Below are 14,511 nucleotides of genomic sequence, written 5' to 3'. Positions count from 1 at the left end.
GCCACGGCCACGACCGCGGCGAGCATCACCGGTACGCCGGGCGGCAGCAGGGGAGTGGCCGTGACGGCGACGGCCACGGAGACCAGGGCCACGAGCCGCTCCGCCCGGCCCCGGCGGAGCAACGGCCACAGCAGCGCCACGAACACCGCGGGGCCGACCGCGTCGAGCCCGTACCGTTCCGGATCGCCCAGCCGGGAGGCTCCCGCGGCGCCCAGCAGCGTCGTCAGGTTCCACACCGTGTAGAGGGTGACGGCGGTCACCACGAAACCCGCCCGGGCCGACTCCCGGTCCGGTTGCGCGGTGGCCACGGCCGTCGTCTCGTCGATGACGACGTGCGCGGCGACCAGCCGCCGCGCCCCGCGGACCCGGAGCAGGCTCGCCAGCCGCAGGCCGTACAACGCGTTACGACCGCCGAGCAGCACCGCCCCGAGCGTGCCGGCGACCAGGCTGCCGCCCCCTGAGACCACCCCGACGAGCGCGAACTGGGAGGCGCCGGTGAACGCCAGCAGACTGAGGGCGCAGGCCTGGAGGACGGTCAGCCCGGCCGCCGCGGCGGCCGCACCGAAGACGAGCCCGGACACCCCGACGGCGACGCCGACGCCGAGTCCGTCCCTGATCGCCGCGGTGCGGGCGTGATCGGGGCCGCGCGCCTGAATCGTTGCCATGGCGCGACGCTAGGGAAGAGGGCCGGGCCCGGTCTTGAACGTTATTGCCGGATCGCCAGGCTTTCCGAGCTTTACCGGTTTTCCGGGCTCTTCCGGAGTGGACGTCCACGGCTCCGGCGAGGGCGCGGAGACGCGCGTCCGGCCGAGCTGGTAGGCACCGGGCGGCACGCCGAAGGTGCGCTTGAAATGCCGGGTCAGGTGGGCCTGGTCGGCGAAGCCGGTCCTCGCCGCGACCTCCGCCGCGCGCAGCCCCTCGTCGAGGAGATGGCGCGCGCGCCGTACCCGGAGATGGTTCAGGTACGCGTGCGGCGGCAGGCCGGTCGCGGCGCGGAAGGCCTTCAGCAGCGTGAACGGACGGGCGCCGACCTCCCGGGCCAGCTCCTCCAGCGACGGCGGGTCGACGAGCCGCTCGTGCAGGATGTCACGGGCGGCCCGTACCGCGGTGGGGGCGCAGCGATCGCGCCGGCGCTCGGGAGAGACGCCGCCGTGCCGGTGCAGGAGGCCGGCGAGCGCGGAGCGCAGCCGCGACGCGGCGGCCAGCGCGTCACCGTGCTGCGCGGCCCGGTAGGCGGCTCGCAGCAGCCGGGCGCTTTGCGGGTCGTCGATCACCGCGTCACGGAAGTACGGGGTGCCCGGCCGCGCCCCGAACTCGGCGGCGATCTCCGTCAGCACCGCCACCGGCGGATACGCGGCGCGGTAGGCCCAGCCCTCGGGGACGCCGGCGTGGCCGGTGTGCACGGTCTCAGGGTTCACGATCACCACGGCGCCGGGGCCCGCGCGCATCAGCGTGCCCTCGCGGTGGAACTCCTCCACGCCGGACTCGATCAGCCCCACCGTGTAGCCCTCGTGGGCGTGGCGGCCGAATCGATGGGTGACGAACCGGGCGCGCAGCAGGCCGACGTCCGGAAGTCCGGGATGACTCCAGTAATGTGCCAGCTCGCCGCTCACGGCCGACATTGTAGGGAGCGTCCGGCCGCCGGGCGGGTGCGAGGCCGGTGAGTCCGCCGGCCACGGGGCCGGCCGGCCGGCTACGGGGCGCGGTCGGCGCCCGGGTCCTCCTGCTCACCGAGGGCGATGCGCACTGCGGTCACCGCCGCCTCCGACAGGTCCGACTCGACCAGCGTGGCGCCCGGGAAGCGGGCCAGCTCGCGCTGGAGATCACCGAGGGACAGGTGGCTGACGAGCAGTGCCAGGGCCGTGGTGCCCGGCCGGACGGCGTCGCGCAGCGCCTTGACCTTCTCGTCCTTGATGCCGGTGTCGATGAGCTTGCCGAGCAGCGCGCCGCCGCCGGCCGAGGCCGCCCCGCCGATCAGCCCGCCGATCGGGCCGCCCATCAGGGTGCCGATGAGCAGCCCCCAGATGGCGCCGCCGAGCGCTCCCCGGCCGGGCGTCATGTCCTGGGTCTCGCGTACGCTCGCGCGCCCGGAGGGGTCGCGCTCGATGAACACCGCGTCGTGCAGGCGGATCTGCTCGTGACGTTGCAGGCGTACGGCCGCCAGCAGGAACTCATTGGCCTTGAGCGGGTCGTCGAACCCGATCACGATGAGCTTGTGCGCAGGTTCCGTCACGGTGTCTCCCATGTTCTTGGCGGCCTTTGCGTCACTTTAGCGGTCACGTCTCGGCTGGTGAGACGGAAGATTCGAGATGTGGCGACCTCGCGCTCGGCCGGGTTACGATCCCGCATATGGATCGTCGCCGTTTCGTGTTCACCCCGCCGGCTTCGGGTGCGCCGGCCCGCGCGGCCTGAGCGACGATCCCGAAGCCGGCAAGGCAGGGCCCCCCGCTGGGTGCTCTGCCTTTCGCATTTCCAGAGGTCCAGCACCGCTGACCGGTGCGCTTCAGGGCGCGGGCCGGCCCACTCGCCAGGGCCGCGGTCGCCAGAGGGAGGGAAGTCCGGGTGTCTGATCAGGACATCGCCCAGCGGGCCAAGAGCCTGTCGCAGATACGGGCCGCGATCGACCATGTCGACGCCGAACTGGCCGTGCTGCTCGAGCGCCGCCTCGCGCTGTCGGGAGCCGTGCAGAGGCTGAAGCCGGTCGGCGGGTTCGCCGGGCGGGACCGGGAGCGTGAGCGGGAGGTGGTCGAGGCCATGGCCCATCGGGCCCCCAGGCTCGGGCCGCACCGGCTGGCCCGCATCATGAACGCGGTGATCGAGGCCGGGCTCGAGGTGGCCGAGGAGGAGCGCGGAGCGCATGCCCGCTGACGCCAAATGGTTGACTCCTGACAAACAGGACATCCGGAGTGTCGGGTCCCGAGCGCCCCGGTCGCCGCGTTAGGCTCACAGGACCGCGTCGTCCGCGGGGCCGCAGACCCCCGGACGGCGACCTTCCCCCGGTCCGATCACTGACGCGTGCCCGCGCACGTGGGCGGTCGCATGTGACATCAGGAGGCGCTGCGCGCATGGCCGACTCGTTCGTACATCTTCACGTACACACCGAGTACTCCATGCTGGACGGGGCGGCGCGCCTCAAGCAGATGTTCGCAGAGGTGGACCGGCAGAAGATGCCGGCGATCGCGATGACCGACCACGGCAACATGCACGGCGCCTACGACTTCCACCGGAAGGCCGCCGAGGCGGGGGTCACCCCGATCATCGGCATCGAGGCCTACGTCGCGCCGGAGTCGCGCTTCCACAAGAAGCGGGTCCAGTGGGGCGAGCCCAGCCAGAAGCGCGACGACCTGTCGGGCGGCGGTCTCTACACGCACAAGACGATCTGGGCGCGCAACAGGACAGGGCTGCACAACCTGTTCCGGCTGACCTCGCGGGCCTACACCGAGGGCTTCGTCTTCAAGTACGCCCGGATGGACACCGAGCTGATCGCCGACCACGCCGAGGGCCTGATGGCCACGACCGGGTGCCCCTCCGGAGAGGTGCAGACCCGGCTGCGGCTGGGCCACTTCGACAAGGCGCTCGAGGCGGCGGCGCGCTACCAGGAGATCTTCGGCAAGGAGAACTACTTCCTGGAGATCATGGATCACGGGCTCGACATCGAGCGCCGGGTCCGCGACGGCCTCGTCGAGATCAGCAGACGGCTCGACATCCCGCCGGTCGTCACCAACGACTCGCACTACACCCACGAGAGCGAGGCCGCGGCGCACGACGCGCTGCTCTGCGTGCAGGTCGGCAAGCAGCTCGCCGACCCCGACCGGTTCCGCTTCGACGGCAGCGGCTACTACCTCAAGACCGCCGACGAGATGCGCGCCATCGACACCTCCGACATCTGGGCGGAGGGCTGCCGCAACACCCTCATGGTGGCCGAACGGGTCGACGCGGCCGGCATGTTCGAGTTCCACAACCTGATGCCGAAGTTCGACATCCCCGAGGGCGAGACCGAGGAGAGCTGGTTCCGCAAGGAGGTCCAGCGCGGCATGGAGCGGCGCTTCCCCGGCGGGATCGACGAGGAGCACCAGCGCCAGGTCGACTTCGAGATCGGCGTGATCCTTCAGATGGGCTTCCCGTCGTACTTCCTCGTGGTCGCCGACTTCATCATGTGGGCCAAGAACAACGGCATCAGGGTGGGGCCGGGCCGAGGCTCGGCGGCGGGCTCGCTCGCGGCCTACGCGCTCGGCATCACCGACCTCGACCCGCTGCCGCACGGACTGATCTTCGAGCGGTTCCTCAACCCCGAGCGCGTCTCCATGCCGGACGTCGACATCGACTTCGACGAGCGCAGGCGCGGTGACGTCATCCGCTACGTCACCGAGAAGTACGGCGCCGACAAGGTCGCGATGATCGCGACCTTCGGGACCATCAAGGCGAAGGCCGCCGTGAAGGACGCCGGCCGCGTCCTCGGCTTCCCCTACGCGCTCGGCGACCGGCTCTCGAAGGCCTTCCCGCCGGCCGTGATGGGCAAGGAGATCCCGCTGTCGGGGATCTTCGACGACAAGCACCCCCGCTACAGCGAGGCGGGCGAGCTCCGCAGGCTGTACGAGGAGGAGACCGACGTCAAGCAGGTCCTCGACCTGGCCCAGGGCCTCGAGGGACTGATCCGGCAGACCGGTGTGCACGCGGCCGGCGTCATCATGAGCGCCGAGACGCTCACCGACCACATCCCGATCATGCGCCGCGACAGCGACGGTGTGATCATCACGCAGTTCGACTACCCGACGTGCGAGAACCTCGGCCTGCTGAAGATGGACTTCCTCGGGCTGCGCAACCTCACCATCCTCGACGACTGCCTGAAGGCGATCAAGCTCAACAAGGGTCTCGATCTCGACCTGCTCGCGCTGCCCCTGGACGACAAGCACACCTACGAGCTGCTGGCCCGCGGTGACACGCTCGGGGTGTTCCAGCTGGACGGCGGGCCGATGCGCGGGCTGCTGCGGCTGATGAAACCGGACAACTTCGAGGACATCTCCGCGGTGCTCGCGCTCTACCGGCCGGGTCCGATGGGCGCGAACTCGCACACCAACTACGCGCTGCGCAAGAACGGCCAGCAGGAGATCACCCCGATTCACCCCGAGCTCGAGGAGCCGCTCAAGGAGATCCTCGACACGACCCACGGCCTGATCGTCTATCAGGAACAGGTCATGGCCATCGCGCAGAAGGTCGCGGGCTACTCGCTCGGCTCCGCCGACCTGCTGCGCCGGGCGATGGGCAAGAAGAAGAAGTCCGAGCTGGACAAGCAGTACGTCAGCTTCGAGGCGGGCATGAAGGAGCGCGGCTTCTCCGACGCCGCGGTCAAGTCCCTCTGGGACATTCTGCTGCCGTTCTCCGACTACGCCTTCAACAAGGCGCACACGGCCGGTTACGGGCTCGTCTCGTACTGGACCGGCTACCTCAAGGCCAACTACCCGGCCGAGTACATGGCCGCGCTGCTCACCTCGGTCAAGGACGACAAGGACAAGAGCGCCCTCTACCTCAACGAGTGCCGCCGGATGGGCATCACCGTCCTGCCGCCGGACGTCAACGAGTCCGACGCCGACTTCACCCCGCGCGGCGACCGGGAGATCAGGTTCGGCCTGTCCGCGATCCGCAACGTGGGCGGCAACGTCGTCGACGGCATCGTCAAGGCGCGCGGGGAGAAGGGCCGCTACACCGACTTCAACGACTTCCTGCGCAAGGTCCCGCCCGTGGTGTGCAACAAGAGGGTCGTGGAGTCGCTGGTCAAGGCCGGTGCCTTCGACGATCTCAAGCACGAGCGCAAGGGCCTGGTCATGGTGCACGAGCAGGCCATCGACACCGTCATCGACATCAAGCGCAACGAGGCCATCGGCCAGGACTCGCTGTTCGGCTCGATGGGCGACGACGGCGGCCCGGACTCGACCTTCGACGTGGACATTCCACCGGGGGAGTGGGACAAGACCACTCTGCTGGCCTTCGAGCGGGAGATGCTCGGGCTGTACGTCTCCGATCACCCGCTGCTGGGCGTCGAGCACATCCTGGCCGCAGCCACGGACTGCACGATCGCCTCGCTGACCGCCGACGGCGCCCGTACCGACGGTCAGATCGTCACGATCGGCGGGCTGCTGTCCGGCCTGCAGCGCAAGGTGACCAAGCAGGGGAACTCCTGGGCGATGGCGACGCTCGAGGACCTCGGCGGCGCGATCGAAGTGATGATCTTCCCCTCCTCCTACCAGTTGTGCTCCACGCTGCTGGCCGAGGACGCGGTACTGGTGGTCAAGGGCCGGCTGGACAAGCGCGAGGACGTCCCGAAGATCATCGCAATGGAGGTGATCCAGCCCGATCTCACGATCAGTGACGCGGGCGGTCCCTTCTCGGTCACGATGCCGATCGGGCGGTGCACCCCTCCGGTGGTCGAGCGGCTCAAGGAGGTGCTCGTCACCCATCCCGGCAAGAGCGAGGTGCACCTGCACCTGCAGAACGGGCCGAGGACGACCGTGGTGCGGCTCGACGACCGGCTCCGGGTCAGTCCCTCGCCCTCGCTGATGGGCGATCTCAAGCAGCTGCTCGGCCCGGCCTGCCTCACCTGACGGCCGGATCCGGCGTGCGCCGGGCGGCCGTTCGGGCGGATCCCTCGCCGGGGCGGCCGGTCAGACGTTCGCCGGCGACAGCCCCGCCTCCCAGCCGGTGAACCGGCCCGCGCCGTCGAAGCCGGCCAGGCCCGTGCCGCCCCCGGGCAGGTGCGCCTCGATGGTCGCGGGCGTCTGGCGGTAGCCGACCCTGTGGTGGCTGAGGAACCTGGCGAGGGTCAGGCGGTGGTCGCTCGGGAACAGCGAGGTCGCGTTGATGACGAGCCGTGGCACCGGCACCGGGTCCCATTCGGCCTGCGGCACCCGGGGGTCGTCGACGTGGAGGTACGCCGAGCCGCCCGGGTAGCCCGCACCGATGTAACCGCCGCCGCCGAGCAGCCCGGCGGCCGCCACCGCGATGAGCTCGCCGCCGTGCCCGGCAGGCCCGTCGTAGCCGGACAGGTCCACCTCGGGCGTGGTCAGCTCCGGGATGCCGAGCCGTTCGCCGGCCTCCCGCACCGCCAGCGTCGGCACGACGGCGGGATGCTCGGGGCCGAACTGGGTGTTCGCCCAGCCCCAGAGCCAGGTCTGCTCCTGTTCGGCATAGCTGCCGAGCAGGGACACGCGGACGGTCACGCCGCCGCTGGAGTAGGTACGGGCGGTGAGGTCGGCGTTCCAGTCCTCACGGGGGAGCAGTTCGGACAGGGTCTCCTGCTGCTGGAGAACGATCGCGGTCAGGGCGGCGCCGAGCCGGGCGAAGGCCTGGCTGAACGGGGGAGGACCGGGCGCGATCACGGAGGTGGAACCAGACATGTCGGGCACATTATCCCAAGTAGTTGCGAGGGTGCGGCGTTGTGGATCATCGGGGTCGACCATCATGTTGGGGGCGTTACGCTGCCGTACACATAGGAGACCATGGTTCGGAAGTCCGGTGGGAGCGTGCGAGTGGTCCGGTGGTGGCGGAGTTCGGCACGCGGCGGCGGCCCGGCGAGATCTCTACGGATCTGGGCGGCCACGACGGTGGCGCTCGCGCTGCTGGGCCCGCCCGCGGGGCTGCTGTGGGCGGCCATCTCGCCGGACGTGCGGTACGTGGTGGTCGACGGCGCCGCCGTCCTCGCGGACCCGGAGACCGAGGCGATGATCGGCACCGACGGGCGCTTCGCGCTGATCACGTTGGTCGCCGGGGTGCTGTGCGGCTTCGTGGCCTACGCCGCGGGCGGCCGGGGGAGGGACATCGCGCTCCTCCTCGGCCTGGCGGTGGGCGGTGTCGCGGCCACGGTGCTCGCATGGCGGGTGGGCCATCTCGTTGGTCTCGAGACGTTCCAGCGGCTGACCCGCACCGCTGCCACCGGCACGGAGATGACCGGAGTCGCGGACCTGCGCGCCAGGGGCGTTCTCGTGTTCTGGCCGGTGCTGGCGATCGGGTCCTACGGCCTCCTGGAGGCGCTCGACGCCGCCGGACGGGTGCCGGTGCTAGTGCCGGGCGATGTCGGCGGTGCCGGCTCCGGTCAGCCGGACGAGGTCGGCGGGGGCGAGCTCGATCTGCATGCCGCGCCGGCCCGCGGAGACGTAGACGGTGGCGAAACCGGACGCTGAGGCGTCCACGATGGTCGGCAGCCGTCTGCGCTGCCCCAGCGGGCTGATGCCGCCGACCACGTAGCCGGTGGCACGCTCGGCCGACGCCGGGTCGGCCATCTGCGCCTTCTTCCCGCCCGCGGCGGCGGCGAGGGCCTTGAGGTCGAGCGTGGCCGCGACCGGCACGACCGCCACGGTGAGCCGGCCGTCCACCTCGGCCAGCAGCGTCTTGAAGACCCTGTCGTGCGGCAGGCCCAGCGCGTCCGCGGCGGCCACGCCGTACGACTGCGCGCCGGGGTCGGCCTCGTAGGGGTGCAGCGTGAACTCGATGCCGGCCTTGACGGCGGCGACGGTGGCGGGGGTCCCGCTTCCCCTCGGGGTCTTCGTTCTGCCCATGGAGGCCATCTTGCCGCCTCCACGTCAGTTGAGGTGCACGCCGCCGTCGATGAACTGCGAGGCGGGCACCGCGGGCACCGCGCCGATCAGCCGGTTCTCCCGGATCAGCAGCTCCGCCTCGAGCCGCAGCCGGGCGGTCGCGTCCTCGGCCTCGAGCAGCCGCTGCTTCTCACCGACGTCGAGCACGACCGCGGCGGCGACCAGGTAGGACAGCCGCACCGGATCGCCCGGCAGCTCGATGGGGTCGGCGACCTCGGCCCCGGTGGCCGCCAGCCGGTGGCGGTACAACTGGAACAGCCGCGTCACCAGCCCGGCGTGGGGCTCGGCCTCCCGGCCGGCCTCGTCGGGCAGCAGTTCGACCTCGGCGCGCAGATAGGGCAGGGAGTCGTCCACGGCGCCCCGACGGAACCGGCTCCCGCCGACGGTGACGATGTCGAAGCGCCCGTCCTCGAGGGCGGTGACCCCGTGCAGCTCGGCGACGCAGCCGACCCCGGCCAGCCGCCGCGCGGCGCCGGCCCCGACCTCGTGCCCGAACTCGATCGCGACGATCCCGAACCGGCGAGGTTCCGGCTGCTCGAGCAGGTCGCGCAGCAAAAGGCGGTACCGCTCCTCGAACAGATGCAACGGAAGCATGAGACCGGGGAAGAGCACGGTTCCCAGCGGGAAGAGGGGCAGCTGTTCGGTCACGCTCATCTGGCCAGGGTACGTGGGCGGATCGGCGGCGGCGCGGCCCGATCTTCCCGCGCAGTGTGTGATCTACAACGTAAAGGGCTGCGCCCGGTATCCCGATTTCGAAGCATCGAGAGTGCTGATCGCCTGCCTCGAACGAAGCATGCGACCTGACGAACCTGGGCCAGTTTCCTGCCGAGGGCGTACGCCCGGGGCCCGTCTTCGCTAAGTTCGGTCGGACCCGCAGCCGCCGGACCCGGACAGGCCTGGCAGGAGTGCGGCCCGGTGAGGTCCCTCACCGGTTCTTGTCTCGGGGGTACGGGGGTGACCCCTCGGGCAATGACAGCCGGAGGCAGCCATCATGTGGCTGAACGTGACCATTCTGAGCCTGGCGAGCATGTCCACGGGATTCGTCCTCGGCTGGGTCGTCGGCCGGCCCAGACGCTGGTACAGCGGAGTCTGGGCCGATGCCGCCCCCCGCGACGACCTCCCCCCGCTGCCCAGGGTGTCGACCGGCGCCTGAGGCGACCGGCGCCGGGTCGACGGCGCCACCTGAGGTGACAGGCCTGGCAGGGTGTCCGCCGCCCCGCCGGCGGTTCTACAGTTGCCGGGCATGAGGATCCTCGTCGTCGACGCCTTCGCCGACCGCCCCTTCACCGGCAACACCGCCGGCGTCTGCCTTCTGGGCCCCGCCGCCGCCGACGCGGCGTGGATGCAGGCGGTCGCTGCGGAGATGAAGCACTCCGAGACGGCCTTCCCGCGCCCGATCGACGGGCCGGACGCCGACTTCGAGCTGCGCTGGTTCACGCCCGCGGTCGAGGTCGCCCTGTGCGGTCACGCCACCCTGGCCGCCGCCCACGTGCTGTACGAGGCCGGCGCCGTCCCCGCAGATCGGACCATCCGCTTCCAGACGCTGCACAGCGGGGTGCTCACCGCGCGGCGGGACGAGCGAGGCTGGATCGAGATGGACTTCCCCGCCTGCCCCGCCGAGCCGGCGCCCGCGCCCGAAGGGCTCGAGGAGATGCTCGGCGTACCGGTGGGGTGGACGGGGTGGAACGCGCAGCGCGATCTGCTCGTACAGATCTCCGGCGAGGAGGCGGTGCGCGGGCTCGCCCCGGACCTCGACGCGCTGGCCGGCCTCGGCGGGCGAGGGATCATCGTCACGTCGATCGCCGACCCCGGCCACGGGCACGACTTCGTCTCGCGTTTCTTCGGCCCGGCCGTCGGCGTCAGTGAGGACCCGGTGACCGGTTCGGCGCACTGCGCACTCGCGCCGTACTGGGCGGAGCGGATCGGCCGCGACTCGCTCCTCGGCTACCAGGCGTCCCCGCGCGGCGGCTACGTGCAGGCCACCGTCCGTGGCGACAGGGTCACTCTCTGCGGCCCCGCTCGGACCGTCCTGGAGGGAGAGCTCCGCGTGTGAGTCGCTCTCGCCGACACGATCTCGGCTGGTGAGACATTGCACGGGGCGGGAGGCGTTGTTCGTAGACTGGGCGGGTGATCTCCCGTATCGACCTGCGCGGATCCTTGCCCGAGGACCTGCGCTCCGTGCTGCCCCGCGCCGAGCTCGACGTCGAAGCCGCCCTGGAGAAGGTACGGCCGATCTGCGCGGACGTACGCCATCGCGGCTCGGCGGCCGTCCGGGAGTACACCAGGACCCTCGACGGCGTCGAGCTCGAATCGCTCCGGGTGCCGGTCACCGTGATCCACAAGTCGCTGGCCGCCCTTGATCCGGCAGTCCGTGACGCGCTCGAGGAGTGCATCCGGCGGGCGCGCCTGGTGCATCGCGACCAGCGGCGCACCGACGTCACGACCGAGGTCGTGCCCGGCGGCACCGTGAGCGAGCGCTGGGTGCCCGTCGGCCGCGTCGGGTTGTACGTGCCCGGCGGGCAGGCCGTCTATCCGTCCAGCGTGGTCATGAACGTCGTGCCGGCCCAGGAGGCGGGCGTCGGCTCGCTGGCCGTCACCTCGCCGCCGCAGCGGGAGTTCGGCGGGCGGCCGCACCCGGTCATCCTGGCCGCGTGCGCCCTGCTGGGCGTCGACGAGGTCTACTCCGTCGGCGGCGCCCAGGCGATCGCGATGTTCGCCTACGGCACCGACGAGTGCCGTCCGGTCGACCTGGTCACCGGGCCCGGCAACGTCTGGGTGGCGGCCGCGAAGCGGCAGCTGCGCGGCGTGATCGGCATCGATTCCGAGGCGGGCCCGACCGAGATCGCGATCCTCGCCGACGCCACGGCCGATCCCGTGCACGTGGCCGCCGACCTGATCAGCCAGGCCGAGCACGACACCCTCGCCGCCGCGGTGCTCGTCACCGACTCGGAGGAGCTGGCCTCCTCGGTGGGCAAGGAACTGCAGACCCAGGTGGCGGCCACCCGGCACGTCGAGCGGATCACCGCCGCGCTCGCCGGGCGGCAGTCGGGCATCGTGCTCGTCGACGACCTGGAGGCCGGGCTGCGCGTGGTCGACGCCTATGCCGCCGAGCACTTGGAGATCCAGACGGCCGGCGCGCGCGAGGTCGCGGCCCGGGTCCGCAACGCGGGCGCCATCTTCATCGGCCCGCACGCGCCGGTGTCGCTGGGCGACTACCTGGCCGGTTCCAACCATGTGCTGCCCACCGGCGGCTGCGCCTGCCATTCGTCGGGGCTGTCGGTGCAGACCTTCCAGCGCGGCGTCCACGTCGTCGAGTACGACGAGGCGGCGCTGGCCGAGGCCACCGCCCGCGTGGTCACACTCGCCGAGGCCGAGGACCTGCCCGCGCACGGTGCCGCGCTGAAGGCCCGTTTCGACTGGGAGATACCGCGATGACCGTTCTCGCCGAGCGAGCGCGCCCATGAAGACCGATCTTCCGATCCGCGACGACCTGCGCGGCCGCGAGCCCTACGGGGCACCGCAGATCGACGTCCCGGTGCTCCTCAACACCAACGAGAACCCGCACCCGCCGTCGCCGCGACTGGTGCGGGCCCTGGCCGACGCGGTCGAGCGGGTGGCGGGGAGCCTCAACCGCTATCCCGACCGCGACGCGGTCGAGCTGCGCAAGGATCTCGCCGACTATCTCGGCCACGGGGTGACCGCCCGCCAGGTATGGGCGGCCAACGGCTCCAACGAGATCATCCAGCAGATCCTGCAGGTGTTCGGAGGGCCGGGGCGCACCGCTCTCGGGTTCGAACCGTCGTACTCGATGCACCGGTCGATCGCGCAGGTCTCGGGCACCGAGTGGATCAATGCCGACCGCGAGGCGGACTTCGGCATCGACCCACAGGGGGCGATCGGCGCCATCCACCGGCACCGGCCCGACGTGGTCTTCCTCACCTCGCCGAACAACCCGACCGGCACGGCGCTGCCGCTCGCGGTCATCCAGGAGATCCTGGCGGCGGCGCCCGGGATGGTCGTCGTCGACGAGGCCTACGCCGAATTCCGTCGTGAGGGCACCCCCTCGGCGCTGTCGCTGCTGCCCGGCCGATCCCGGCTGATCGTCACCCGGACGATGTCCAAGGCGTTCGCCATGGCCGGCACCCGGGTGGGCTATCTCGCCGCCGACCCGGCCGTGCTCGACGCGCTGCTGCTCGTACGGCTGCCCTACCACCTGTCGACCGTCACCCAGACGGTCGCCCGCACCGCCATCGCCCACCGGGACGAGTTGCTCGCCGCCGTCGGGGCGATCCGCGAAGAGCGCGACGCGCTGGTCGGCTGGCTGCGCGGCGAGGGGTTCGCCGTGGCCGAGTCCGACGCGAATTTCGTGCTGTTCGGCCGGTTCGCCGACCGAGGCCGGGTATGGCGGGGACTGCTGGACAAAGGGGTGCTCGTCCGAGAGGTCGGGCCGCCCGAGTGGTTGCGCGTCACCGTCGGACTGCCAGAGGAGATGGCGGTGTTCCGTACCGCCCTTATCGAAGTCATGGGGGCCGAAGCCATGGGAGAGAGCGCATGCGAGCGGGACGACACGGCATGAGCAGGACCGGACGGGTCGAACGGGGCACCAAGGAGACACAGGTCCTCGTCGAGATCGACCTGGACGGCACCGGCCAGGTCGACGTCGCCACGGGGGTCGGGTTCTTCGACCACATGCTGACCCAGCTCGGCAAGCACGGATCGTTCGACCTGACCGTGAAGACCACCGGCGACCTGCACATCGACAGCCACCACACGATCGAGGACACCGCGATCGCGCTCGGCCAGGCGCTGCGGGAGGCCCTCGGCGACAAGGCGGGCATCCGCCGGTTCGCCGACGCGTCCGTTCCGCTGGACGAGTCGCTCGCCCAGGTGACCGTGGACCTGTCCGGACGCCCCTACCTCGTGCACAGCGAGCCCGAGGGGATGGCGCCGATGATCGGCCCGGAGTACGACACGACGATGACCCGGCACATCCTCGAGTCGCTCGTGTCGAACGCGCGGATCTGCCTGCACGTGCACGTGCCGTACGGCCGCAACGCCCATCACATCGTCGAGGCCCAGTTCAAGGCGCTCGCCAGGGCGCTGCGCGACGCGGTGGCCCACGACCCCAAGGCGAACGGAGTCCCCTCCACCAAGGGGACTCTGTGAACGTCGCGGGTCAGCACATCACCGCCCTGTCGATTCTTCTGTTCGCGGTGGGAGCCTTTTTCCTCACCGGAGTCGTCGTCTTCGTCAGGCAGGGCATCAAGTCCCTGGCCGTCGTGGCGCTCATCGTAGCCGCGCTGGCCCTGACCGCGGGGGTACTGAGACTGTGACGGACATCGTCGTACTCGACTATGGATCGGGGAACCTGCGCTCGGCCGAGCGCGCGGTGGCGCGGCTCGGCGTCAAGGTCACCGTGACCTCCGACAGCGACGCGGCGTTGAACGCCGACGGGCTCGTGGTGCCGGGGGTCGGCGCGTTCGCCGCCTGCATGGCCGGGCTGCGGGCCGTGGGCGGGGAGCGGATCATCGGCCGACGGCTCGCCGGAGGCAGACCGGTCCTCGGCATCTGCGTCGGCATGCAGATCCTGTTCGCCAAGGGCGTCGAGCACGGCGTCAGCACCGAAGGCTGCGCGGAGTGGCCGGGAACGGTCGAGCGGCTCGACGCGCCGGTGCTGCCGCACATGGGATGGAACACCGTCGACGCTCCCGCGGAGTCGGTACTGTTCCGGGGGATCGATCCGGGCACGCGGTTCTACTTCGTGCACTCCTACGGAGTGCGCCGCTGGGAGTTGGGCCACGGCAGGCTCATCCCGCCGGTCGTCACCTGGGCCGACCACGGTGGCCGGTTCGTCGCGGCGGCCGAGAACGGGCCCCTGTGCGCGACCCAGTTCCACCCGGAGAAGTCCGGCGACGCGGGAGCC

Annotated in this window: 15 protein-coding genes; 9 read left to right on the top strand and 6 right to left on the bottom strand. The window is 71.2% G+C overall.

Annotation, left to right across the window (positions count from 1 at the left end):
- The 3 genes from HKK72_RS27315 to HKK72_RS27305 form a co-directional block, all read right to left on the bottom strand.
- Positions 1-665, bottom strand: a 665-nt coding sequence (locus HKK72_RS27315) for an AzlC family ABC transporter permease (protein ID WP_187237302.1), incomplete at its 3' end; no start/stop codon positions are given.
- Positions 666-674: 9 nt separating this feature from the next.
- Entirely contained in the window at positions 675-1,622 is a 948-nt protein-coding gene (locus HKK72_RS27310; protein ID WP_187237301.1) for an AraC family transcriptional regulator, read from the bottom strand.
- Between the two features lie 71 nt (positions 1,623-1,693).
- Positions 1,694-2,233 carry a DUF1269 domain-containing protein gene (locus tag HKK72_RS27305; protein ID WP_187237300.1) on the bottom strand — a complete coding sequence of 180 codons (540 nt, stop codon included), beginning with the start codon at positions 2,231-2,233 and terminating at the stop codon, positions 1,694-1,696.
- A 329-nt stretch (positions 2,234-2,562) separates the two neighbouring features.
- On the opposite strand from HKK72_RS27305, the gene HKK72_RS27300 reads away from it, so the two are divergent.
- Both HKK72_RS27300 and dnaE read left to right on the top strand, forming a co-directional pair.
- On the top strand, positions 2,563-2,868 hold the full coding sequence (locus tag HKK72_RS27300; RefSeq protein ID WP_315987466.1) for a chorismate mutase: 306 nt from the start codon (positions 2,563-2,565) through the stop codon (positions 2,866-2,868).
- Between the two features lie 197 nt (positions 2,869-3,065).
- Positions 3,066-6,599 carry a DNA polymerase III subunit alpha gene (gene dnaE, locus HKK72_RS27295; RefSeq protein WP_187237299.1) on the top strand — a complete coding sequence of 1,178 codons (3,534 nt, stop codon included), beginning with the start codon at positions 3,066-3,068 and terminating at the stop codon, positions 6,597-6,599.
- A 60-nt stretch (positions 6,600-6,659) separates the two neighbouring features.
- Here the strand turns inward: dnaE and HKK72_RS27290 are convergent, their stop codons facing one another.
- The 3 genes from HKK72_RS27290 to HKK72_RS27280 all read right to left on the bottom strand — a co-directional run bounded on the left by HKK72_RS27290 (position 6,660) and on the right by HKK72_RS27280 (position 9,242).
- Positions 6,660-7,391, bottom strand: a complete 732-nt coding sequence (locus HKK72_RS27290) for a DUF6882 domain-containing protein (RefSeq protein ID WP_187237298.1) — start codon at positions 7,389-7,391, stop codon at positions 6,660-6,662.
- A 660-nt stretch (positions 7,392-8,051) separates the two neighbouring features.
- A complete protein-coding gene (gene ybaK / locus HKK72_RS27285) occupies positions 8,052-8,549 on the bottom strand; it encodes a Cys-tRNA(Pro) deacylase (protein WP_187237297.1) in 498 nt (165 codons plus the stop codon).
- Between the two features lie 24 nt (positions 8,550-8,573).
- The gene (locus HKK72_RS27280; protein ID WP_222721182.1) at positions 8,574-9,242 is read right to left on the bottom strand and encodes an LON peptidase substrate-binding domain-containing protein; all 669 of its coding nucleotides are present in this window, start codon (positions 9,240-9,242) and stop codon (positions 8,574-8,576) included.
- Positions 9,243-9,591: 349 nt separating this feature from the next.
- Here HKK72_RS27280 and HKK72_RS27275 point away from each other — a divergent pair, with 349 nt between their 5' ends.
- From HKK72_RS27275 to hisH, 7 genes are all read left to right on the top strand, one after another.
- Positions 9,592-9,741: a hypothetical protein gene (locus HKK72_RS27275; protein WP_187237296.1), complete on the top strand. Its 150-nt coding sequence runs from the start codon at positions 9,592-9,594 to the stop codon at positions 9,739-9,741.
- Positions 9,742-9,831: 90 nt separating this feature from the next.
- Positions 9,832-10,641, top strand: coding sequence for a PhzF family phenazine biosynthesis protein (locus HKK72_RS27270; RefSeq protein WP_187237295.1), 810 nt, complete (start codon positions 9,832-9,834; stop codon positions 10,639-10,641).
- A gap of 74 nt (positions 10,642-10,715) precedes the next feature.
- Complete coding sequence (gene hisD, locus HKK72_RS27265) at positions 10,716-12,023, top strand: histidinol dehydrogenase (RefSeq protein ID WP_187237294.1); 1,308 nt, start codon at positions 10,716-10,718, stop codon at positions 12,021-12,023.
- A 25-nt stretch (positions 12,024-12,048) separates the two neighbouring features.
- Positions 12,049-13,164: a histidinol-phosphate transaminase gene (locus tag HKK72_RS27260; RefSeq protein WP_187237293.1), complete on the top strand. Its 1,116-nt coding sequence runs from the start codon at positions 12,049-12,051 to the stop codon at positions 13,162-13,164.
- The gene (gene hisB, locus HKK72_RS27255; protein ID WP_187237292.1) at positions 13,161-13,754 is read left to right on the top strand and encodes an imidazoleglycerol-phosphate dehydratase HisB; all 594 of its coding nucleotides are present in this window, start codon (positions 13,161-13,163) and stop codon (positions 13,752-13,754) included. The genes HKK72_RS27260 and hisB overlap by 4 nt, the downstream gene beginning before the upstream one ends.
- Positions 13,751-13,921, top strand: coding sequence for a hypothetical protein (locus HKK72_RS27250; RefSeq protein WP_187237291.1), 171 nt, complete (start codon positions 13,751-13,753; stop codon positions 13,919-13,921). The genes hisB and HKK72_RS27250 overlap by 4 nt, the downstream gene beginning before the upstream one ends.
- A partial coding sequence (gene hisH / locus HKK72_RS27245; protein ID WP_187237290.1) for an imidazole glycerol phosphate synthase subunit HisH occupies positions 13,918-14,511 on the top strand: 594 nt, incomplete at its 3' end. The genes HKK72_RS27250 and hisH, both read left to right, overlap by 4 nt.

It is taken from the genome of Actinomadura sp. HBU206391 (assembly GCF_014323665.1).
In the GTDB taxonomy this organism is placed as follows: domain Bacteria; phylum Actinomycetota; class Actinomycetes; order Streptosporangiales; family Streptosporangiaceae; genus Actinomadura_C.
This window is presented reverse-complemented; position numbering and strand designations above follow the sequence as displayed.

Bases quoted from the DNA above. Each gene is read 5' to 3' on its own strand.
- HKK72_RS27310 (WP_187237301.1), bottom strand. From the start codon at position 1,622: ATGTCGGCCGTGAGCGGCGAGCTGGCACATTACTGGAGTCATCCCGGA.
- dnaE (WP_187237299.1), top strand. From the start codon at position 3,066: ATGGCCGACTCGTTCGTACATCTTCACGTACACACCGAGTACTCCATG.
- HKK72_RS27290 (WP_187237298.1), bottom strand. From the start codon at position 7,391: ATGTCTGGTTCCACCTCCGTGATCGCGCCCGGTCCTCCCCCGTTCAGC.
- ybaK (WP_187237297.1), bottom strand. From the start codon at position 8,549: ATGGGCAGAACGAAGACCCCGAGGGGAAGCGGGACCCCCGCCACCGTC.
- HKK72_RS27280 (WP_222721182.1), bottom strand. From the start codon at position 9,242: ATGAGCGTGACCGAACAGCTGCCCCTCTTCCCGCTGGGAACCGTGCTC.
- HKK72_RS27270 (WP_187237295.1), top strand. From the start codon at position 9,832: ATGAGGATCCTCGTCGTCGACGCCTTCGCCGACCGCCCCTTCACCGGC.
- HKK72_RS27260 (WP_187237293.1), top strand. From the start codon at position 12,049: ATGAAGACCGATCTTCCGATCCGCGACGACCTGCGCGGCCGCGAGCCC.
- hisB (WP_187237292.1), top strand. From the start codon at position 13,161: ATGAGCAGGACCGGACGGGTCGAACGGGGCACCAAGGAGACACAGGTC.